Origin of the sequence: Falsiruegeria mediterranea M17 (assembly GCF_900302455.1) — a bacterium.
Taxonomy (GTDB): Bacteria; Pseudomonadota; Alphaproteobacteria; order Rhodobacterales; family Rhodobacteraceae; genus Falsiruegeria; species Falsiruegeria mediterranea.
Genome location: NZ_ONZG01000007.1, coordinates 225,524 through 246,532, shown reverse-complemented (window position 1 = coordinate 246,532; position 21,009 = coordinate 225,524). Strand labels below are relative to the sequence as shown.

At 58.2% G+C, this 21,009-nt stretch carries 22 protein-coding genes; 8 read left to right on the top strand and 14 right to left on the bottom strand.

Going from position 1 to position 21,009, the window contains the following annotated elements; genetic code table 11:
• Positions 1-72 precede the first annotated feature (72 nt).
• Positions 73-405 carry a hypothetical protein gene (locus TRM7615_RS15115; RefSeq protein ID WP_108788978.1) on the top strand — a complete coding sequence of 111 codons (333 nt, stop codon included), beginning with the start codon at positions 73-75 and terminating at the stop codon, positions 403-405.
• A 161-nt stretch (positions 406-566) separates the two neighbouring features.
• On the opposite strand, the gene TRM7615_RS15110 is transcribed toward TRM7615_RS15115, so the two are convergent.
• From TRM7615_RS15110 to aptA, 7 genes are all read right to left on the bottom strand, one after another.
• Positions 567-977, bottom strand: a complete 411-nt coding sequence (locus TRM7615_RS15110) for a universal stress protein (RefSeq protein ID WP_108788976.1) — start codon at positions 975-977, stop codon at positions 567-569.
• An 85-nt stretch (positions 978-1,062) separates the two neighbouring features.
• Entirely contained in the window at positions 1,063-2,355 is a 1,293-nt protein-coding gene (locus TRM7615_RS15105; protein ID WP_108788974.1) for a TRAP transporter large permease, read from the bottom strand.
• A complete protein-coding gene (locus TRM7615_RS15100) occupies positions 2,352-2,966 on the bottom strand; it encodes a TRAP transporter small permease subunit (protein ID WP_108788972.1) in 615 nt (204 codons plus the stop codon). The genes TRM7615_RS15105 and TRM7615_RS15100 overlap by 4 nt, the downstream gene beginning before the upstream one ends.
• 64 nt (positions 2,967-3,030) lie before the next feature.
• On the bottom strand, positions 3,031-4,038 hold the full coding sequence (gene dctP, locus TRM7615_RS15095; RefSeq protein ID WP_108788970.1) for a TRAP transporter substrate-binding protein DctP: 1,008 nt from the start codon (positions 4,036-4,038) through the stop codon (positions 3,031-3,033).
• Positions 4,039-4,105: 67 nt separating this feature from the next.
• Positions 4,106-5,221: an alanine dehydrogenase gene (gene ald / locus TRM7615_RS15090; RefSeq protein ID WP_108788968.1), complete on the bottom strand. Its 1,116-nt coding sequence runs from the start codon at positions 5,219-5,221 to the stop codon at positions 4,106-4,108.
• A 25-nt stretch (positions 5,222-5,246) separates the two neighbouring features.
• Positions 5,247-6,758, bottom strand: coding sequence for a CoA-acylating methylmalonate-semialdehyde dehydrogenase (locus tag TRM7615_RS15085; RefSeq protein ID WP_108788966.1), 1,512 nt, complete (start codon positions 6,756-6,758; stop codon positions 5,247-5,249).
• 32 nt (positions 6,759-6,790) lie between these two features.
• Complete coding sequence (aptA, locus tag TRM7615_RS15080; protein ID WP_108789119.1) at positions 6,791-8,086, bottom strand: omega-aminotransferase AptA; 1,296 nt, start codon at positions 8,084-8,086, stop codon at positions 6,791-6,793.
• A 171-nt stretch (positions 8,087-8,257) separates the two neighbouring features.
• Here aptA and TRM7615_RS15075 point away from each other — a divergent pair, with 171 nt between their 5' ends.
• The 4 genes from TRM7615_RS15075 (at position 8,258) to TRM7615_RS15065 (ending at position 10,458) form a co-directional block, all read left to right on the top strand.
• Positions 8,258-8,824 carry a cupin domain-containing protein gene (locus tag TRM7615_RS15075; RefSeq protein WP_108788964.1) on the top strand — a complete coding sequence of 189 codons (567 nt, stop codon included), beginning with the start codon at positions 8,258-8,260 and terminating at the stop codon, positions 8,822-8,824.
• Positions 8,825-8,998: 174 nt separating this feature from the next.
• Positions 8,999-9,565: a hypothetical protein gene (locus TRM7615_RS15070; RefSeq protein WP_108788962.1), complete on the top strand. Its 567-nt coding sequence runs from the start codon at positions 8,999-9,001 to the stop codon at positions 9,563-9,565.
• An 11-nt stretch (positions 9,566-9,576) separates the two neighbouring features.
• The gene (locus TRM7615_RS25345) at positions 9,577-9,852 is read left to right on the top strand and encodes a hypothetical protein (protein WP_125133695.1); all 276 of its coding nucleotides are present in this window, start codon (positions 9,577-9,579) and stop codon (positions 9,850-9,852) included.
• 18 nt (positions 9,853-9,870) lie between these two features.
• Positions 9,871-10,458 (top strand): DUF502 domain-containing protein, encoded by a 588-nt coding sequence (locus TRM7615_RS15065; RefSeq protein WP_108788960.1) that lies wholly within the window; start codon positions 9,871-9,873, stop codon positions 10,456-10,458.
• 8 nt (positions 10,459-10,466) lie between these two features.
• Here TRM7615_RS15065 and TRM7615_RS15060 read toward each other — a convergent pair whose 3' ends face one another.
• Positions 10,467-11,696, bottom strand: a complete 1,230-nt coding sequence (locus TRM7615_RS15060; RefSeq protein ID WP_108788958.1) for a bifunctional alpha/beta hydrolase/OsmC family protein — start codon at positions 11,694-11,696, stop codon at positions 10,467-10,469.
• A 283-nt stretch (positions 11,697-11,979) separates the two neighbouring features.
• Here TRM7615_RS15060 and TRM7615_RS15055 point away from each other — a divergent pair, with 283 nt between their 5' ends.
• Both TRM7615_RS15055 and TRM7615_RS15050 read left to right on the top strand, forming a co-directional pair.
• Positions 11,980-12,849 carry a phosphotransferase gene (locus TRM7615_RS15055; protein ID WP_108788956.1) on the top strand — a complete coding sequence of 290 codons (870 nt, stop codon included), beginning with the start codon at positions 11,980-11,982 and terminating at the stop codon, positions 12,847-12,849.
• Positions 12,840-13,844 (top strand): Hint domain-containing protein, encoded by a 1,005-nt coding sequence (locus TRM7615_RS15050; protein WP_108788954.1) that lies wholly within the window; start codon positions 12,840-12,842, stop codon positions 13,842-13,844. The genes TRM7615_RS15055 and TRM7615_RS15050 overlap by 10 nt, the downstream gene beginning before the upstream one ends.
• A gap of 4 nt (positions 13,845-13,848) precedes the next feature.
• Here TRM7615_RS15050 and dddP read toward each other — a convergent pair whose 3' ends face one another.
• Positions 13,849-15,189, bottom strand: coding sequence for a dimethylsulfonioproprionate lyase DddP (dddP, locus tag TRM7615_RS15045; protein WP_108788952.1), 1,341 nt, complete (start codon positions 15,187-15,189; stop codon positions 13,849-13,851).
• Positions 15,190-15,303: 114 nt separating this feature from the next.
• On the opposite strand from dddP, the gene TRM7615_RS15040 reads away from it, so the two are divergent.
• Positions 15,304-16,053 (top strand): heme-dependent oxidative N-demethylase family protein, encoded by a 750-nt coding sequence (locus TRM7615_RS15040; protein ID WP_108788950.1) that lies wholly within the window; start codon positions 15,304-15,306, stop codon positions 16,051-16,053.
• Between the two features lie 31 nt (positions 16,054-16,084).
• Here the strand turns inward: TRM7615_RS15040 and TRM7615_RS15035 are convergent, their stop codons facing one another.
• From TRM7615_RS15035 to TRM7615_RS15015, 5 genes are all read right to left on the bottom strand, one after another.
• Positions 16,085-16,996 (bottom strand): hypothetical protein, encoded by a 912-nt coding sequence (locus TRM7615_RS15035; protein ID WP_108788948.1) that lies wholly within the window; start codon positions 16,994-16,996, stop codon positions 16,085-16,087.
• Positions 16,997-17,206: 210 nt separating this feature from the next.
• Positions 17,207-18,007: a lytic murein transglycosylase gene (locus TRM7615_RS15030; protein ID WP_108788946.1), complete on the bottom strand. Its 801-nt coding sequence runs from the start codon at positions 18,005-18,007 to the stop codon at positions 17,207-17,209.
• 57 nt (positions 18,008-18,064) lie between these two features.
• On the bottom strand, positions 18,065-18,904 hold the full coding sequence (locus TRM7615_RS15025; RefSeq protein ID WP_108788944.1) for an amino acid ABC transporter substrate-binding protein: 840 nt from the start codon (positions 18,902-18,904) through the stop codon (positions 18,065-18,067).
• A 307-nt stretch (positions 18,905-19,211) separates the two neighbouring features.
• Positions 19,212-20,618: a type I glutamate--ammonia ligase gene (gene glnA / locus TRM7615_RS15020; protein WP_108788942.1), complete on the bottom strand. Its 1,407-nt coding sequence runs from the start codon at positions 20,616-20,618 to the stop codon at positions 19,212-19,214.
• Between the two features lie 43 nt (positions 20,619-20,661).
• Positions 20,662-21,000 (bottom strand): P-II family nitrogen regulator, encoded by a 339-nt coding sequence (locus TRM7615_RS15015; RefSeq protein WP_108789117.1) that lies wholly within the window; start codon positions 20,998-21,000, stop codon positions 20,662-20,664.
• Positions 21,001-21,009 lie beyond the last annotated feature (9 nt).

Here is a 21,009-nt window from a genome sequence, read left to right as displayed (position 1 = left end):
ATTGTGATTGGCACGGGGGATCGCGCGCGTCTTAAACTCGCGGCGACGAATGAACAAGGCAGGAGCGGGTACATGAGACGGTTTGCCCTGATTTTGGTGGCTTTGGCGGCTGCAGCGGCGGCAAATGCCGGCGAAAAGCCCGAAGACACGCGCGTGCTGGATGCGCTGATGGGCAAGAAACTCGATTACGGCGAGGGCGTCTGGCAGGATTTTCGCCCGTCAATGAAGACGCTTTATCACTCAGGGCGACCCAGCTGGGGATACTGGGCTGTGCGTGATGGCCAATATTGTTCCCAATGGCCACCGTCCAGCCTTTGGGCCTGCTATGACATCGAGCTGACCGAGAACGGTGTTCGGTTCGTGGGGGAGAAGGGTGACACCTCGACAGGCGTTTACGTTGACTAAGGTCTGACCGATTGGCTGTGTGGTTGCAAACAGCGTGGCCATGACCGTCACAGACTTAACTTCTGTTTGGCCTCCACAAATCAAGTGACGGGGAAACGCCCGGTGTGGCGACCAAAAGGAAGGTCCAACTCTGCTTGGTCAGCCCAAGGGTTTTGCTGCCATCACACCCGTAGCACATGAACCGAACAGAGCGCGTGGCGCACAACAAGTGCAGCGGTCGAACCCAAAAAGAACTCCTTCATACCGGGCTTGTGCGACGCGATGACGATGCAGTCGATCGCTTGCGTGTTGGCGTATTCCGTGATTGCGCGGCCCGCCGATTGGCTTTCCAGAATGACCGCACTGACGCCCGTTTCGGACTGGAGCCTATCGGCCAGGCCGGCCTCGGCCTTTTGATAGGATTTTTCGACCACGTTCTGCTCCATGTAATACATGATCTGCTTGTTGGGTGGTTCGTGAATATGGGCTGCGGTGATCTTGCCACCTTTGGACAAAAGTGCGCGTGCCGCGGACAGGGCCTGTTCGCTGATGCCATGTTCCAAAGAAAGCGCTACAAGTACGTTGTTATACATGTTGATTTTCTCGCGTTCTGATCTTGTGGTTGCCACGCACCCCCGGAAAGGGGATGCGCTCTTGTTAGGGCAAGTGGGCAGTTCTTCATTTGCCGAGCAGAAGATCCGGCAGAAACAGCGCCAACTCGGGCACAAATGTCGTCAGCATCAGTGTGGGCAACCAGGCGAAGACGATGAAGATCAGCGTCGGCCACAACATGCGCGACACCGGTTCATCACAGACCTGAGCACCCAGGTAGAGAAGCGGCGCGGTCGGCGGAGTGATGTTCGCCATGCCCAGGTTCACCCCGATCACGGCTGCGAAATGGATCGGGTCCATCCCGGTGCTTTGGGCGATGGGCAACAGGATCGGCGTCGCCAGAAGCAGTCCCGAAATATCATCCATTAACATCCCGATCAGGATCATCACGATGTTGATCATCAGCAAGATCACGATCGGGTTGTCCGAAACCGAATAAACCAGATTCTTGGCCAATTGCGGCGCGCCCTGAGAGATCAGATTGTCTGACACGATCAGCACCATGAAGATCATGACCATGACCACACCGACCGTCACGCCAGAGTTCTGGATCGTTTGCGCCAGGGTTTTCCAGGTCAGGCCCCGGTAGAAGTAGATCGCGATCGGGATCGAATAGACCACTGCAATTCCGGCAGCTTCGGTCGGGGTCATAATGCCCCCATAGATCCCGCCCAAGATGATGAGCGGCATCATCAATGCAGGTCCTGCCAGACGCGCTTGAACACCAAAGGTCGGGAGAAACGGTTTGGGTCGATCCGTCAGGTTGATGTCATCGTATTTGCGCAGCAGAAACTGGTTCACCACAATCAGCAGCGTAATCAGAATAAGTGCCGGAATGACGGTTGAAAGGAAGCACTTCAACACGTGCTGTTGTGCAACCCATCCGTACAGGATGTGCGACGAGCTTGGTGGGATCAGCAGGCCCAGTGGGCTTGCGGCGACGATCAGGGCGGCGGATTGCCCGCCCGGATAATTGGCGCGTTTCAGGTGCGGCATCATGATGCCACCGATGCAGGTCAGCGTTGCGTTGGCGCTCCCTGAAATCGAGCCGAAAACCCCGCATGCAATGACGCCAGCGGCGCTTAAACCACCTTTGATGTGCCCGACAAACATTTCTGCCAGCGCCACCAACGGAGCGGCGATTTTACCCTTTTCCATAATTGCGCCCGCAATCATGAACAGCGGAATTGCCAACAGGACCAAGGTTCGAATGCCAGTTGAACCGGTTGGAAGATACCCCGTGATGGATTGGTCGCCGACCATCGCAATGAAGATCAAAACGGCACCGAATGCGACGAAGACGCTCACACCCAGCAAGAGCATCAGGCAGACAATAAAGAGACTTCCCGCGATAATCACTTGGATGCTCCCTTCATGGTCTCTGAGCGCAGCGGCAAACCCAGGCCTTTGCGGATGTGGACGTACAGATAGGCGGCCGTGAACATGGCCATGAAACCGAACGCGCACATGATCGCGATGCGCCACGACACAAACGGAATGCGCAGAACCGGGGTCGCCCTGAGCCGGGGGAAGGAAAAATCGTCCAGCAGCGAGACGTAGCACGCATAGACAAGAAAGAGGATCACGAGCAGTTCGACCAAAAGAACCACAAAGCCGCGCCACCAGATCAGGCGGGGGTCCTGGATGACAATCCCCAGGATATCGGCATTGATATGAAGGTTCCGGGCAGAGGCCAGCACCGCGCCCGCGAAAAAGCCGACGATGCTGAAGCCCAAAAGCCACTCTTCATAGGCAAACAGATCGCCACCAAATCCATATCTGATGACCACAACCGCACCAAATGTGAATGCCATCAAGAACCCACAGAACATGGCGATCTGGCGCATGACAAAGGCGACGCCCTTGAGTGGATAGCCAAAGAGCGGCGGCAATTCATCCGTGATCTTCGGTCGTATCTTTGGGGTTTCATCTTCGATAGTCGGCGCATGCCCAGCTTCAGAATACGTCATCTTTCTCCCTCCCTTTCGTTTGGCGAAACGAAAAGGGCCGGTTCCGAACCGGCCCATTCCAAATTCACTGGCTCTTGGCGGCCAGAAGGCGGTCGATAACGTCCTGCCCGACTTTCTTGGCCATTTCGGGCCAAACGGTTTCCTGAACATGCTTGGCCATGGCTGCCTGCTCTTCATCCGACAGGCTCAGGATCGTGTAGCCCTTGTCGAGCAACTTCTGGCCAAAGACGTCGTCATTCTCGCGGTTGTAAGCAAAGAAATCTTCAGAGGCCTTGGTCAGTGCGGCCTGCAACGCGTCACGCTGTTCGTCGTTCAGTTTGTCCAATGTCCGCTGGGACGCGTAGAATGTCGTCAATTCGGAAATGGAGTTGTACTCGACGAAATGCGTGCCAACATCAGATTGCGCGAAGATCGAGTAGGTCGCCGTCTTGGTGCAGCAGATGGCTCCATCAACGATACCTGACTGCAGGGCCGGGAAGATGTCACCCCAAGCCATGGTCGTTGCCTGATAACCCAGCGTTTCAACCATGGATTTCACCACGCTTGAGGACCAGACACGAATGTTCATGCCTTTGTCGTCAAAGGTGTTCCAGTTCTCGGGTTCTTGCGAGGCGACTATGCCGATGAACCCTTCAGGGTTCTGCGCCATCACGCGAACACCGTATTCGTCGGTGATTTCCTGAAGGATAGTGTTGAATTCGGACTCTATGTTGAGAAGGGTGTTTTCCATGTCGTCCCAACCGCTCAGCAGGAACGGCATCGACAGGAATTCAAGGCGCGGATCGGTGTCTGCATAGATGAAGGCCGACGCAAGATCGATGTTGCCACGGGCCACGTCTTCGAACAGGGCCTCACCGGATCCCAACTGGTTGGCCGGGAACACTTCGATCTTGAGGCCCACATCTGCTGCTGCGACATCGGCTGCGACCTGCTGCATCATCTTGGTGCCCTGGTGGTCGATCGGGAACACACCTGCAAACCGCAGTTTCATGTCATCCGCGATCGCGGCCGTCGACATGAGCGCACCGATGGCGCCACACAGTATTCCTTTGGCAATCGTCTTGGTACTCATCGAGATTTTCCTCCTTGTTGACGAGTAACGCCCGCCTCGCAAATGCTTGGGCGGGCGTTGATTTGCTTCAGTCCAGCAAATCTTCCGGGGCCTGAAACTCGTATCCGAGATCATCGGCCACAGCCTTGTAGGTCACCTTGCCAAAGGCCACGTTCAGGCCATTCATCAGGTGACGGTTATCCGCAAGCGCCTGTTTCCAGCCGTTGTTCGCAATAGCCAGGGCATGGGGCAGGGTGACGTTGTTCAAGGCGTAGGTCGAAGTCCGCGCCACGGCGCCCGGCATATTGGCAACGCAATAATGAACGACCTCATCGACCGCGTAGGTGGGGTCGGCGTGGGTCGTCGCCTTGGACGTTTCAAAGCACCCGCCCTGATCGATCGCAACATCGACAACCACCGCGCCGGGCTTCATCCTTGCGATCAGATCACGGTTGACCAGTTTGGGCGCGGCAGCACCCGGGATCAGAACCGCACCAACAACCAGATCTGCGTTGATGACTTCTTCTTCCAGTGCAGCCTTGGTTGAATAGACAACCTTGGCCGACGCCTCGAAATGGTTTTCCAGCTTTTCCAGAACAGCGGGGCTGCGGTCCAGAATGGTCACGTCCGCGTGCAGGCCAACCGCCATCTGAGCGGCGTTGAAGCCCACGACGCCGCCGCCGATGACCACAACCTTGCCGGGCTTTACACCGGGCACACCGCCCAGCAATACGCCCAGACCACCCTTGGCCTTTTCCAACGCGCTTGCGCCGGCCTGGATCGACATGCGACCGGCAACCTGGCTCATCGGTTTGAGAAGGGGCAGGCCGCCGTTGTCGTCCGTTACCGTCTCATACGCGATGCAAACCGCGCCCGATCCGACCAGATCCCTGGTCTGTTCCGGATCAGAGGCCAGATGCAGATAGGTGTAAAGGATCTGACCCTCGCGCAGCATGGCGCGCTCAACGGCCTGAGGTTCCTTGACCTTCACGATCATCTCGGCGTTGGCAAAGATTTCTGGCGCGGTGGCGGCAATTTCCGCGCCAGCAGCACGATAGGCATCGTCATCGGCACCAATGCCGATACCGGCATTGGTGCCGATGACGACGCTGTGCCCGTGCGACACCAGTTCCGCGACGCTTTCAGGGGTCAGGCCGACCCGGTATTCGTGGTTCTTGATTTCCTTGGGAACACCAATGAACATGTTCTTCACTCCTTGGCTCGGATGATCATTTTGCGGTTGGCATGACGAACTCGGCACCGTCCGAGATGCTTTCGGGCCAGCGCTGCATGATGGATTTCTGCTTGGTGTAGAAACGAACGCCTTCTTCGCCATAGGCGTGCATGTCGCCGAAAAGGCTCTTCTTCCAGCCGCCAAAGCCATGCCAGGCCATGGGTACAGGGATCGGAACGTTGACGCCGACCATGCCGACCTGAACCTGCTTGCCGAATTCACGTGCGACGTTGCCGTCGCGGGTGAACAGCGACACACCGTTGCCGAATTCATGATCGTTGATCAGTTGCAGACCCTCGGCAAAGCTCGCCACGCGGACACAGGCCAGCACCGGGCCAAAGATCTCTTCGCGATAGATCTTCATGTCCGGGGTGACGTTGTCGAACAGGGTGCCGCCCAGGAAATAGCCGCCTTCGTGACCTTCGACGGTGTAGTCGCGGCCATCGACCAGCAGGTCGGCGCCCTCTTCGATGCCGCTGTCGATGTAGCCTTTGATCCGGTCCCGCGCGGCGGCAGTGACGATCGGGCCCATTTCAGCGTCGAGCTCAAGCCCGTTCTTGATTTTCAGCGTCTCGGCGCGTTCTTTCAGAACAGGCATCAGCTTGTCGGCGGCATCGCCCACCAAGAGCGCCACCGAGATTGCCATGCAGCGTTCGCCAGCCGATCCATAGGCGGCCCCGATCAGCGCGTCGGCTGTCTTGTTCATATCGGCGTCGGGCATCACCAGCATGTGGTTCTTGGCGCCGCCCAGGGCCTGAACCCGTTTACCGTGCCGCGCGCCGATCTCGTAGATGTAATTGGCGATGGGGGTCGAGCCGACAAAGGACACAGCCTTGACGTCGTCGTTTTCCAACAACTCATCCACGGCGACCTTGTCGCCTTGCACCACGTTGAAAACCCCGTCAGGGAACCCCGCCTGTTTCATCAGATCCGCATAGAGCAGCGAGGCCGAAGGGTCGGTCGGCGAGGGTTTCAGGATAAAGGTATTGCCTGCGGCGATGGCGATCGGGAACATCCACATCGGCACCATGACCGGGAAGTTGAAGGGAGTGATCCCAGCCACGACACCCAGAGCTTGACGCGTCGTCCAGTCGTCCATGCAGGTGGACACCTGTTCCGTGTAATCGCCTTTGAGGAGTTGCGGGATGCCGCAGGCAAACTCGATGATATCTATGCCGCGCTCGACCTCGCCCTGGGCGTCGGTGAACACCTTGCCATGTTCGACGGTGATGGCGCGGGCCAGATCATCCTTGTGCTGACGCACCAGCGCCAGGAAATTGTTCATCAGCCGCGCCCGGCGGATCGGTGGTGTGTTCGACCACTTGGGGAACGCCGCCTTGGCCGCAGCGACAGCCGCGTCCACGGTTTCGACCGTAGCGAGCGACACATTGCCGGTGTGCTCGCCGGTTGCGGGGTTATGGACGGCTTGGGTGACTTCGCCGTCTGGAGCTGTGATTTGGCCACAGATGTAGTGGCCGATCGAAACGATCGGGGCAGCATCTTTCATGATTGCAGTCCTTTGGATTTAGGAGAGAGGGGTCAGGGAAGCTCGGCCAGAACTTCTCCAAGTGTCTGAACAAGCTTAATTATTTCGGGCTCCGAGATGATCAGCGGCGGGGACAGTGCGATGATGTCGCCGGTCACTCGGATCATGATGCCCGCGTCCCAGGCGCGTTTCATCGCCTCATAGGCGCGTGCGCCGGGGGCGCCTTCACGCGGGGCTAGCTCAATGGCGCCGACCAGTCCGAGGTTGCGGATGTCGATGACATTGGGCAGGCCTTTGAGGCTATGGAGCTGATCCTCCCACGGTTGCGACAGCAGGGCGGCGCGGCGGAACAGGTCGTTCTGCTCATAGCTTTCCAGCGCCGCCAAGGCAGCCGCGCAGGACACCGGGTTGGCCGAATAGGTGTAGCCGTGGAATAGCTCGATCGGCGCGTCGGCGTTCTCCATGGCCGAGTTGTAGATGTCGTCAGACACGATCACCGCGCCCATGGGGATAACGCCGTTGGTCAGGCCCTTGGCGGTGGTGATGATGTCGGGTTTGACGCCGAAATACTCTGCCGCCGTCGCAGCACCCAGTCGTCCGAATGCGGTGATGACCTCGTCAAAGATCAGCAGGATGCCATGGTGGTCACAGATCTCGCGCAGGCGCTGCAGATAGCCATTGGGCGGCAGCAGCACGCCGGTGGATCCGGCCATAGGCTCGACGATGACGGCTGCAATGGTCGAGGCATCATGCAACGCGACGATGCGTTCCAGATCGTCCGCCAGTTCAGCGCCATGAGCGGGGCAACCGCGTGAAAAGGCGTTCCTGTCCAGGTCATGGGTATGGCGCATGTGATCGACGCCGGTAAGAAGCGTGCCGAAGTGCATGCGGTTCTTGACGATGCCCCCGACCGAAATGCCACCAAACCCGGTGCCGTGATAGCCGCGTTCCCGCCCGATCAAACGGGTGCGGGCACTGTCGCCGCGCATCCGGTGATAGTGCAGCGCGATTTTCAGCGCGGTGTCGACAGATTCCGAGCCTGAGTTGGTGAAGAATGCGTGGCTCATCCCCTCGGGCATCATCGCGGTCAGCTTGCCCGACAGCTCAAATGCCTGGGGGTGGGCGAACTGGAAGTTTGGAGCATAGTCCAGTTCGTGTACCTGTTTCTGTACCGCTTCAACGATCAGCGGATCACGGTGCCCTGCATTGACACACCACAGCCCGGCTGTCCCGTCCATGATCTGGCGACCATCCGAGCTGGTGTAATACATCCACTCGGCCGAGTGGATCATCCGGGGCTCGCGAAGGAAATCACGGTTGGCCGTGAAGGGCATCCAGAACGATGACATTGTGTTGGGTTTATCGAGCACGGCGATACCTCGTGATGGATATTTTCATTTGATGCCGGATACTTGCAGCAAAGGTTTGGCGCGCACAGTCGGTTTTGTGGAAATCTGTAAGTCATTGAAATACAGTCCCGCCGTGCCTAAAGTGCTTTCGATCAGAAGCAGGAAATCACAATGGGCCAATCTCAGACAACCGACTTGGAAACGGCACGGCGGTTGCGTTTGATTCGTACGTCAAAGGGGATTAGCCAACGCGATATGGCCAAGCGTGCAGGCGTTGGCAGCGGGACGATTTCCCAGATTGAAAGCGGTTCAACGCAACCCTCTGTCGCCTTGCTAAAAAAGATCCTGGCCGGCGTTGATGTTAATCTGGGGTTCTTCTTCAGCTTCGAACTGAAAAATGAGGACAGCTTTTATTTTCCGCGTAGCAGCATGAGGGATCTTGGGTCTTCAGGCGTCTCTTATTTGCTGGTTGCGGGTGAACGCAGGAACAGAAAGCTGCAGATGCTGATCGAAGAGTACGATGTGGGTGCAGACTCAGGCCGGTCTGCCCTGTCCCATGAAGGCGAAGAATGTGCGGTGGTGATCGAAGGTCGCCTTGAAGGGACCGTGGATGGGCAGTCCCGTGTCCTCAGCCCGGGCGACGCCTATTACTTTTCAAGCATGTTGCCGCACCGTTTCCGAAACGTCGGCGATATCCCCTGCAAAGTGATCAGCGCCTGCACACCGTCATCTTTTTGAGCAGCGCGGACTTTTGTCCGGACATGCATGATCTGAGCCAAAGGCTCGCTTGAGCCCGCCAATGGTCAGTCCCACTTGGTGGCCAAACGACCCCACGACCAGGTTACTTTCATTGTTTACATTTCGTGACCCGAACCCGACACTCGTTTTGATTGAACAGTGGGAGATTGTTTCATGCCCAAAGGAATTTTTGGCCGGTTGCGAGCTACGGGCCTGGTCCTTGCCACCGCCTTGTCCGCGACAGTGGCCAAGGCCGATATGCCGGTCACTTATGTCGAGGACAACCGCGCCCTGTTTCATGTCAACGCACCGGATTTCTGGCAGGTGCGCGCAGGGGGGCCGCGTGCCATCACGCCACCGGGTTCGGATGAGGCGCGTTTGATCAACCGGGTGATTGGGTTTGAACCCGTGTCGGAAAAGGGGGTCTGGGTGGGGTTCATGTCCCCCAATGGCGTTTCGACCTTTGAAGGCGCGGTCGAGTATTTGCGCAATATCGGCCAGTCGATCGTAGAAGATCCGATCCTGGACAACAGCAAACCAACCCGTATTGGCGGTCTGGCTGCCCAAAAATACGCCGGTCACGGGCGCAGGGGCGGAAAGTCCGTCAATTTCACGGCGGTTCTGATCGACCTTCCTGGCAATCGCGTGGCGATTTCTCTGGCCATCTCCGAAGCGGGAGCCAATGCCGAGCTGATCGGCGACGTCAATGCGATCTACGATTCATTTCGTGCGGCACGGTGAGGGAGAAGAAAATGACGATAAGAAAACTCTTCCTTGGAACGGCACTGACAGTGTCCGGGTTTCTGCTGGCTGCGTGCGATCCCAATGCGACCTCCGTGGGTGGCTCGGTCTACTACGACAGCATGATGTGGAACGACTACTACTACGGTCACCCGCGGCCGCCACGGCCCGAGCGTCCCAAACCCGAGCATCCGATTGCGCGCCCACCGGTGGCCCGTCCGCCTGTCGCGCGCCCACCGATCCACCGCCCGCCCGTGGCGCGGCCATTACCGGCGCGGCCCCGCTGATCCACGATTGAGGAACGCATGAAATCCACCCTGATGCGCCGTTTCGTTGCTGGCCTGTTGATTGCGTTCCCCATCGTGATCCTGGGGATCGCGCTCTACACGCTGTTCGAGGTCATCCAGATCATCGGTGACCCTCTGTTTGGTCTCATTGGGACCGGAACACCGATCGATTCCATAATCGAACATGTTTTGGCTGCCATCGCGGCCTTCTTCATCGTGTATCTGCTGGGCTATGCGGCTGAATTGCAATCTGTCCAAGACCGTGTCAGTCGCCTGGATCGGCTGTTGGTTCTGCTGGTGCCCGGCTACACAATGATCAAAGGGTTCATTGGTGGGGTGGTTGCCGAAGACAGCCTGACAGAGGGGTTTCGCCCGGTCTTGGTCGACACCGTGGACAGCACCCGGATCGGGTTCGAGATTGAGCGCTCTGACTCAGGCAAGGTCGTGGTTTTTCTGCCAAACGCCCCTGCCGCCAGCACGGGTATCGTTGCCGCATATGACATTGATCGCGTGACCCGGTTGGATGTCCCTCCGCACCAAGTCATGGAAATGCTCAGTTTCTATGGGGCGGGCCTCACCAACCTGGACAAACTGCAAATCAGGTAAGCGCGTGCTCAAGAGGGTTCTTTGACCCGATCCAGGATCGTTTCGACCTCGCTGCTTGCCTCAAGCGTGCGGTGCACCGGGCATTTGTCGGCGATCTCCAGCAACCGGGCCTGCTGATCTGCGCTCAAAGGTCCCTTCAGGTGAATGAGGCGGGTGAACCGATCGATTTTGCCCGCCGCAGCGGTGTCGGCGTCTTGGGCGTGCACCTTGTTGTGGCTGACGTCTACACTTACGCTGTCCAGTGGCCAGCCTTTGCGGCGGGCGTACATGCGGATGGTCATGGATGTACAGGCCCCCAGACCGGCCGAGACGAACCCGTACGGTGTCATGCCCTGATTGGTGCCGCCGTACGACAGCGGCTCGTCCGCCACCGTGTGGTGATCAGGGCCGGATTGTACGTCCTGGCGAAAACCGTTCGGGTCTGCCTCGGACACGCGAACGATGCCTTCGGGGGCACCGGGGGGCGGGGCAGGTGGCGTCAGATCAACATAGCGCGCCGCCCAGGCTGAAATGACATCGGCGGCATATTCGGCATCTGCGGCCCGCGTGATCAGGTGGTCGGCATCGTCAAGTGTGACAAAGCTTTTGGGGTGTTTGGCGGCCAGAAAGATCTCGGCCGCGTTGTCGATGCTGACGGTGTCATCAAGCGGGGCGTGCAGCACCAACAGGGCGGCATGCAACTCTGCAATGGCTGGTTTCAGCTCGGCGCCTGAAATGTCATGCACAAAGTCGCGCCCAATGCGGAACGGGCGACCGGCCAGGCACACCTCGGCCGATCCCTGCTCTTCGATCTCGGGCAGGGCGGCATCGAAATGATGCGAGACGTGGCCCGGATCTGAAGGTGCGCCCAGTGTGACCACACCTTTGATCGAAGGGATGCCCGCACGGGCCCGCAGTACCGCAGCCCCACCCAGGGAATGCCCGATGAGCAAGGCAGGCGCCATCCGGCGCGACGCCAGATATTGCGCCGCTGCAATCAGATCCTGCACGTTCGAGGTAAAGGTGGTGTTGGCAAATTCACCTTCGGAATGCCCCAGGCCGGTAAAGTCGAACCGCAACACTGCGATCCCCATGGCCGACAGGCGCGCAGCTATGCGGCGGGCGGCGGGAATGTCCTTGGAGCAGGTGAAGCAATGGGCAAACAGCGCCGTCGCCAGGACGGGCCCATCCGGCAGATCAAGCCGGGCGGCCAGTTGATTGCCATCGTGACCGGGAAAGTTGATACGTTCAGTTGGCATGTCAGGCTCTTTGTTTCATGCGGAAGGGTTGGCCACAAGATGGGCCAGCGTAGCCCCCCGCGACAAGGTCTGTGACAGCCCGGTCACGGCATGGTGAGGGAAGCGGAGCCACAGTTTCCTCACAATTGATCGCAAACAATCCGCAATCTGCTCAAATTCTCCTCAAACTGTTCTGACTATATCAAGTCTCAATCGAATACCTGAAATGTAGCAAATATCGACATGTAACCGACTGTGCGGCTTGGGGGCTGCGTGCTTGTCCTGACAAGCGGAGGTGCCAGCCATGCTGGACCTAGCGAATGAACATGTAATTGTGGCGCCTCCCTGGCGTGATCGGGTGAATTTGGGTCTAAAGGGGAAAACGGAATTGATTGCGCGGGCGATTGCCCGTGATACGGATGCGCGCGAGATGACCGTCTCGCTGATCAAACAGTCTGCCCGATCCGTCTGTGCACAGGTGGACGTTGGCGAACGAAGCGCGTTTCTCAAGCTGTTTGACGGAGCCGAGCAGGCGGATCAATTGGCCTACAAGCGCGAAAAGATCAGCTTGTTGACCTTGCGGGACAGTGCGTTGGTGCCGCGCCTGCTGGCGTTCAGCGATCCGGGGCAATTCATCATCACCGAATGGATCGGCAAGGGGCAGGTGCGGGATCGCCTGGAGCGGCTGAGCGCCGAAGACACGGGCGACAAGCTGGGCCGTTGGTTGGCGCGCTATGACGCCGTCAGCCCAGCGGAATCGGCCTGTGGTAACTGGTATTCCTATCTGAACCGTTTTGGTGCCGAGATCGATTTGCAGGCCGTTGAGACTGCGCAAGATCTGTTGTTGGAAATTCCGCTGTGCGGCCGTTCACTGGCACGCAACGATGCGGCGCTTGGCAATTTCATGCTGACCCACAAGGGCGACATCATCGCTTGTGATTTTGAGGCGGCAACCATGCGCCCGCGGGGCTGGGATTACCTGCAGCTTTATCGTGCGCTGATCTTGCGTTTTGCCGACCGCGCGGCTGATGCGGTTGAGGCCTTTGCCGACGGTTACGCCGCCGAGCACAAAGGTGCGTTGATCGCAGATGAGCTGAACGTTGTGGCGCGCATTCTGTTCTGTGCCGAGGCGGTGGCAGGTCGCAAGGATCGTGAGGCATTAGCATGGCTGTAGAGGTTCTGACGATTTCCCTGACCGAGGACCAGGAAAAGGTCAAAGGCGACGACTACATCACTGGGGATCGTGACGACAATCAGATCGTGACGGTTTTGGATGGCGGTGATCTGGACGATGACGATCCATATGTGTTCGAGTTCTGGGGCAAGGACACTCCGACGGAACCCGGAGCCGGGCCGGGTGGGGATGACCAATTTTCATTTGACCTTTCCGGGTTCGATGATGATTTCGATATAGAGATCAAGAGCTTTGACGAAGGCGATTGTTTCATCTTCACCAACTTTGACAGCTACAGTGTGGTCGGCAACGTCTGGACGTTCGACTATACCGGCTCTGATGGGCAACCACATACGGTTTCGATAGACGCGGAATCCACCAATGGCACCGGTGTGGCCTGTATTGTGGTCTGCTTTGCCAAGGGCACCAAGATCCGTGTGCCAGCGGGGCAAATGGCGATCGAGGATTTGCAGGTCGGCGACATGGTCCATTGCGGCGACGGAATGCAGCGGCCCATCCGCTGGATCGGCAGCCGTGCCATTGATCAGCAGACCTTGGACTTGCACCCCGAATTGCGCCCGGTGCAGATCAAGACGGGCGCGTTGGAACCGGGCTATCCCGCCCGTGATCTGTATCTGTCACCCCAGCATCGCGTGTTGTTGCGCGACTGGCGGGCCGAGCTGTTGTTTGGTGAGGATGAGGTGTTGGCAACCGCATCGTCTTTGATCAATGACAGCACCATCCGGCCGGATATGGAGTGTACGCAGGTTGAGTATTTTCATCTGCTGCTGGACGGACATCAGACCGTCTTTGCCAACGGGATCGAGTGTGAGACACTGATGCCGGCAGAAATGGCACAGAACGCCTTGCCTGCCGAAGCCCGGACCGAGATTTGTGCGATCTTCCCCGAACTGGCCACTGACCTTGGATCGTTTGGTCCGCTTTATCGCATGGCCCTGAAACCCACGGAAATCAGGGCCATGATGGCGCTTTGATCGCTTACTGGCCCATCAGAACCGGATCAAAGGGGTATTTGGTCAGGTTTTCATAGCCGTCTTCGGTGATGAGAACCTGATCCTCAAGCTTGATCGAGAAGGCGCCGCCAACGGCCCCCACACAGGCCTCGACGCACAGGACCATGCCGGGTTCCAGCGGGTAGTCATAGGCGCCTTCGACGGCCGCGTCGGGGTAGGCGACTAACGGCCATTCATCGCACAGACCCACGCCATGCATCAGGCAGCCATATTTCTGTGCCTGGAACTGGTCGTCCAGAACATGCGCATTTGCCGTGAGTTCAGGGATCATCACACCGGGTTTGAGCATTTCCATGTTGGTCATGATGTGCTCATGAGCGTGCTGCATTGCATAGACCATTTCGGCGGGCGGTTTTTCGTCGCCGATCCACCAGCTGCGCGAAATGTCGATGCAAATGCCGTAGGAACCAACAAGGTCTGTGTCGAACGATATGATCTCGTTCTGTTGCGTGATGCGGGGGCCGCATTCCTGGAACCACGGGTTGGTGCGCTGACCGGACGCCAGCAAGCGGGTTTCGATCCATTCGCCGCCGCGGCGAATGTTTTCGGCGTGCAACACAGCCCAAATGTCATCTTCGCTGGTCTTGCCGTCGCCCACATTGGCACGGGCAAAGTCTTCCATCGCGCGCACCGATGTCTCGCAGGCGTGGTTGGCGCAGCGCATGGCCAAGATCTCGTCCGGGCCTTTGACGGCGCGGGCCTTTTCGGTGAGCTCTTCGCCCTCCATGATCTCGAACCCTTGCGCCTCTAAAGCGCGCAGGCCGTGCAGCATGATCTTGTCCACGGCCAGCCGCATGTTGCCACCGCCGTGTTCCTGAATCAGTTCGCGCACTTCGTTCGACAGTTTGTCGGCGGCGACATCGACCTTGTCGCCACGGTCGAAATAAAACAGATCCGCGCCTGAGCGTTGTTCCCGAACAAGCGGGTTGAAGGTGCTCAGGAACGGCGACTGCTTGTAGTCCCAGATCACCATGTAACCATCGGCACAGAGCAGCAACGCGCGGAACGGGTTGTGCGTGTTCCACAGCTGCATGTTGGTGCTGTCGGTGGCATAGCGGATGTTGAGCGGGTCAAACAGCAGCACGCCGCCATAGCCCCGGTCGACCACATGCTGGGTCAGCCGCTTCCAGCGGTGTTCGCGCATCCGCTCGAGGTTGGGCAGGATCAGCCCGGCGGCCTCCCATTCACCAAAGGCCAATTGCGTCGGGCCAATCTCGACCCGGTCGTTGTCGTTGGGGGTTCCATCGCCCAGGGTCGTGCCCTTGTTGGGGTCGATCTTGCGTCGGTCTCGGTAATGCTGGTTCACTGACTGGCTCCCTGTCTCTTGGCGATCACTGTGCCATTCGGGGTGACGCCGTGTCCTATCGGAAAGCGACCGACACATGTGTCGTTTTTTGTCAGCAGGTGCTAGGGCAAAGGCATGAGAGAGATCCTGCAGACATCGATTCCTTACGATTTTCAAACCGCCAAACCCTTGCCGGGGATTGCACCCATCGGCCAGGAGGGGTGGTTGCATCAGGATGAGGCCTTTGCCGGGCAGATGGCTTGTCGCGATGAGCTTCTGACCCAAAAGCGGGGCAGGGTGCTTGCATTGGATGCCCAGGCGGTACCTGCCGCCCAAGAGTTGTTGGACGAGGTGCTGGCTCAAACCTATCCAGGGCAGGTGAGTCAGGTCGATCGCCCTGATGGCGTGACCGTACACATCGACCGCGATGATCCCTTGGGCACTTTGGGGCGTATCGTTCAGGAAGACTTTTGTATTTTGCAAAAAATCGGCGACGAACATGTCATGACTGGCGCCGTTTTGTGTTTTCCGGCTAGCTGGACCCTATCCGAGAAATTCATGCGTCCGTTGATCGGCATTCACGACACCGTCGATTCATACGACGCGGGTATCGCCAAACGAGTGCAGCGTCTGTTCGATGGCGTCAAGTCCGGCCGCCCGATGTGGCGGTTCAACGCGCTGTGGTATGTGGATCCCGATCTGCATCAGCCGCGGAGCATACACGACCGGCGGAACAAACCCGATCCGGCCAAAGCTGATTACTTTCGATCCGAGCGTCAGTGCATCCTGCGATTGCCGCAAAGCAACGCGGTGGTGTTTTCAATCCACACCTACATTCTGGCAAGGAGGGACGTGCCAAACGACGAAAACTCCGCGACCCCTTAGGGTGCGGAGTTTTGCAATTCCAGGGCTCTGGTCACATCGGCAAGATCGACATAACGCTTGCCATGGCGCCGGAGCTTTGCAGGAACACCAGTGCTCCGGTCAACGACAGCACCTGTGTGTTCAGGCGGAAGTCTTCGCCGCGGGCCAGATTGACCGCCGCCAGGGACAACGCCACCGGAGCCGAGACAAAAGCCAGCGTGCCGGTCATCGCCCAGCTGGTCAGACGGCGGATGTCGCTCTGTGCTCGTTCTTCGGGCGACATGCCGTCCAGCTCGTCTGGATGCGGGTCGCTGCGGAAAGCCAGGGCCAGGGCCTCTTCGTCCGTCAATTCGATCAAGCCGAATTCACCACCGTGGGGCGTTTGACCTGCAATCGTGTCGTAGCGCATTGCCAGATCAGGCGCCGTTTCATCGATTGGTGCAAAACGATCTCCGTTTTCATAGATGATTTCCTGACGTCCGCGAACGCGCCGGGGCGAGACATTTGCGAAGGCCCCCAAGAACTGCTCGATTGTAAGCGAGACGTTGGGGTCCAGCCATTCGATGTGCTCGGATGCATAAAGGTCAACCATGCGATAGAGCATGACGACCAGCATCAACTCGGTGACATCGCGGTCATCGTGCTGCTCGGACACGGGGGTGAGCGCGATCACCAAACGGTTGTGCACGCGTTGGCGGGTTTCTTTTTTGCCGCGGTTCAACCCGGCGGCATCGTCCAGACGCGCGGTATGATCGACGCACACGGGGTTTGGATCGAGCGACAGTTTTACGTGAAACTGGCTGGTGACGATCCGGGCCTCGTGCGGGCCAGAAAGAGTTTGACGTTCGACTGAGTGGCCGTAGTCCTCGAGCGTCGCCGTAACAATGCGACTGAACCGGTCCAAAGAGCCGTCTTGGTTACCCAGGAATACTAGTCCACCGTGATACTTGCCTGTCTGTGTCACAGTGAGAATCCTCCGTTGTGTGTGTTCTCGAGATCAAATCTACTCACCGATCAGGGAGAAATTTTGTCCCAAACAGACAGATCACGGGGCAATCTTGGATTTTGTCAAAGATTGATGACAGATCGGAAACCAGTGTTTTTATGGAAAATTCGTTGAAATTTGACGGAATTGAGGCGACCATAGGGCGAACGCTAGGCTGCGATGCGACCTCTAGTTGTCTATCCGGGCTCCCATGATCGCAATCGCCTTTTGGTACACAGTGGCAGCATTCCATTGCTTTATCACAGCAAAATTGGGCTCACCGGGCTGATACCCTTTGCCGGGCTTCCATCCCTTCTGACGCAGGAAGTTCGCCGTAGAGGCGAGTGCATCCGTCAGGTTGTAGAAATCGACCCTGCCATCTCCGGTTGCATCGACCCCATAGGTCAGAGCGTTGCCCGGCAGAAATTGCGTGTGCCCCAACTCGCCATGTTTGGCGCCTTTGGTTGCGCCCGTGATCGCTCCCTGGTCCACCAGCTTGAGCGCGCCGATGGCGTGCGGGACGAAGAAATCCGACCTGCGGCAGTCATAGGCCAGCGTGGTGATGGCCGAGACAACCTGACTGTCGCCCATGAAATTGCCAAATCCGGTTTCCATCCCGTGAATGGCAATCAGAACGCCGGCCGGGACACCGTACTGCCGTTCCAGCGTTGCGTAGAATTGTGCATTGCGGGCTTTGCGTTTGCGTCCCTGAGCCACGATCGTATCTGCACCGCGGATCTGCATGAACTTGTCCAACGAATAGCGAAAGCTCTTTTGATTGCGGTCGGCAGCGATGGTGCGTGTCGCATAGCGGGCTTGGCTTAGCGCCTGCAAGCCGCGCTTGCGCACGCCTGCCTTGCGCGCCTCTTTGGCAAAGTCTTTTTTCCAGGCCTCAAACCCTGAGCCCGTATTGCCGCAGGGCGCGGCCAGCAAGGGCTGCCCCAGAAATCCAAGGGCGACGAGGGCGGGGATCAAAATGGATCGTGGCATGGTGTAACTCTCAATTCTTCAGATAGGTGCGCCAGGGGGTGACCCCTGGCAGCGAAATCAAGGCAGCGTTGGCGCCACCATGTGCAAGGCATCCAGGGCAAAGCCGGGCTCGACCCCGGGCAGGGCGGTTTGGAAAATGTCCGCCATTGCGCCGGTGCCGTAAAGATCGGACAGGACGGAGTCGACCAGCAGGCGGAAATCCGCATCCCCGCGCGCCATGGCAAGCCCGTGTTTCTCGACGGTCATGATCTCGCCCGAGATCTTGAAGTCATTGCCCATTCCGGCAGCGATAAAGTTCACCAGCAAGATGGATTGATCCGCGAAATAAGCCGAAATCTCGCCGTTCTTCAGCGCGGTGATTCCAGCAGGATGCGTGTCAAAGCGGACCATCTGCGCCTCGACCCCGGCAGCGCTGAACGAATTTTTCACCGCCGTTTCGGTTGTGGTGGCGCTGCGCATGCCAATTTTTTTGCCTGCCAGCTGCCGCAGATCACCGCTTGCATCACGGGGCAGCAAAACGTCGGTGCCGTCGATGTAGGTTGGGATCGAAAAATCCACCTGCTCACGGCGGCTGAGCGTGATGGTGGCCGCACCACACAGCAGATCGATCTCACCACTGGCAACCTTGTCGAACCTGTTCTTGGAATCGACCGGGATGAAGGTGGCATTCATCTCATCCAGCTCCAGCTTGTCGGCGATGGCCTGGGCGATCTGATCACAGATGATTGGCGAATAGCCAGCAGGCTTGTCGTTGTTGTCCAGATAAGACAGCGGGGCGGCATCGGTGCGGAACCCGATGTTGAATTGTTTGGTTTCTTTGATGCGGTCCAACGTCTGGGCCGAGGCTGCCCCGGCGACCAATGTGGCGGTCGCCAAAGCGAGGGAAAACAGGCGCATGAAAAACTTCCTTTGCGTTCAAACTCATCCAAGCGTAGCGGGATAGACCGGGAACACAAAGGAGAATGTGAGGTACGGCCATGTCAATTCACGACGGGTTCACTTCGCCTCAAGGGGCGCCAACCTACGCCTCCTTTGCTCAACAGGAACCAGGGGCGCCCGGCAGGCGCGGGCGCAGCCCGCGCCTGCCGGGCCCAACGGGAGGAGGTGTCCCGCAAGGGGCATCGACGACGGGCGGGAGCATCTCGGAGATCAAAGAAAAAGGGCGCCCCAAAAGGCGCCCTTGATCGTGGTGATCCGGTAAGGATCAGCAGCTGTAGTACATGCCGTATTCAACGGGGTGCGGCGTGTGCTCGTAGGTTTCGACCTCTTCCATCTTCAGCTCGATGTAGCCTTCAATCTGGTCCTTGGTGAACACGTCGCCCTGCAGCAGGAAGTCGTGATCGGATGCCAGGGCTTCCAGTGCTTCACGCAAGCTGCCGCAGACGGTCGGGATGCCGGCCAGCTCTTCGGCGGGCAGGTCGTACAGGTTCTTGTCCATGGCTTCGCCCGGATCGATCTTGTTCTTGATCCCGTCCAGACCGGCCATCAGCAGAGCGGCAAACGCCAGATAGGGGTTTGCGGCCGGATCGGGGAAGCGGGCTTCGACGCGCTTGGCTTTGGGCGATTCAGTCCACGGAATACGCACACAACCCGAACGGTTGCGGGCCGAGTAGGCGCGCAGAACGGGGGCTTCGAAACCGGGGATCAGACGCTTGTAGCTGTTGGTCGACGGGTTGGTGAAGGCGTTCAGCGTTTTGGCGTGCTTCAGGATGCCGCCGATGAAATACAGCGCTTCGCTCGACAGATCCGCATACTTGTCGCCTGCAAAGAGCGGTTTGCCGTCTTTCCAGATCGACATGTTCACGTGCATGCCGGTGCCGTTGTCGCCGTAGATCGGCTTGGGCATGAAGGTTGCCGATTTGCCATAGGCGTGCGCCACGTTGTGGATCACGTATTTGTACTTCTGCAGCTCATCGGCCTGTTTGGTCAGGCTGTCAAAGATCAGACCCAGCTCGTGCTGACAGGACGCAACCTCGTGGTGGTGCTTGTCCACTTTCATGCCCAGACGCTTCATGGTCGACAGCATTTCCGAACGCAGGTCCTGGGCTTCGTCGATCGGGTTCACCGGGAAATAGCCGCCCTTGACGCCCGGACGGTGGCCCATGTTGCCCATTTCGTACTCGGTGTCGGTGTTCCAGGACGCGTCGGTTGCGTCCACTTCGAACGACACCTTGTTGATGGTGTTCGAAAAGCGCACATCGTCAAACAGGAAGAACTCTGCCTCAGGGCCCATATAGGCCACATCACCGATGCCCGATGCCTTCAGATAGGCTTCGGCTTTTTCGGCTGTGCCGCGCGGGTCACGCTCATAGGCTTCGCCGGTGTCGGGTTCTACGATCGAGCAGTGAATGCAGATGGTCTTTTCCGCATAGAACGGATCCACATAGGCCGACGTGGTGTCGGGGATCAGTTTCATGTCCGAGTTTTCGATCGACTTCCAGCCTGCGATGGACGATCCGTCGAACATGAAGCCTTCTTCGAGGAAGTCTTCGTCAACCAGATCAACGTCCACGGTGACGTGCTGCAGCTTGCCGCGCGTATCGGTGAAACGGATATCGACATAAGCCGCGTCTTCGTCGCGGATCATCTGGAGAACTGCGTCTACGCTCATTCCCTTTGTCCTTCTGATAAGTGTGTCTGTTTGCTTTGTTGAATTACAGCGCGTCCGAGCCGGTCTCGCCGGTGCGGATGCGGATTGTCTGTTCCACAGGGCTGACAAAGATCTTGCCGTCGCCGATCTTGTCAGTCTTGGCTGCGCCCACGATGGCGTCGATGGCGGCATCGACCTGATCGTCGTCCAGCACCACCTCGACCTTCACTTTGGGCAGAAAGTCGACGACATATTCGGCGCCACGATACAATTCCGTGTGCCCCTTCTGACGGCCAAATCCCTTGACCTCGATCACGCTGAGGCCCTGAACGCCAACGTCCTGCAGCGCTTCCTTCACCTCGTCCAGTTTGAACGGTTTGATGATGGCTTCGATCTTCTTCATGGCGGTACC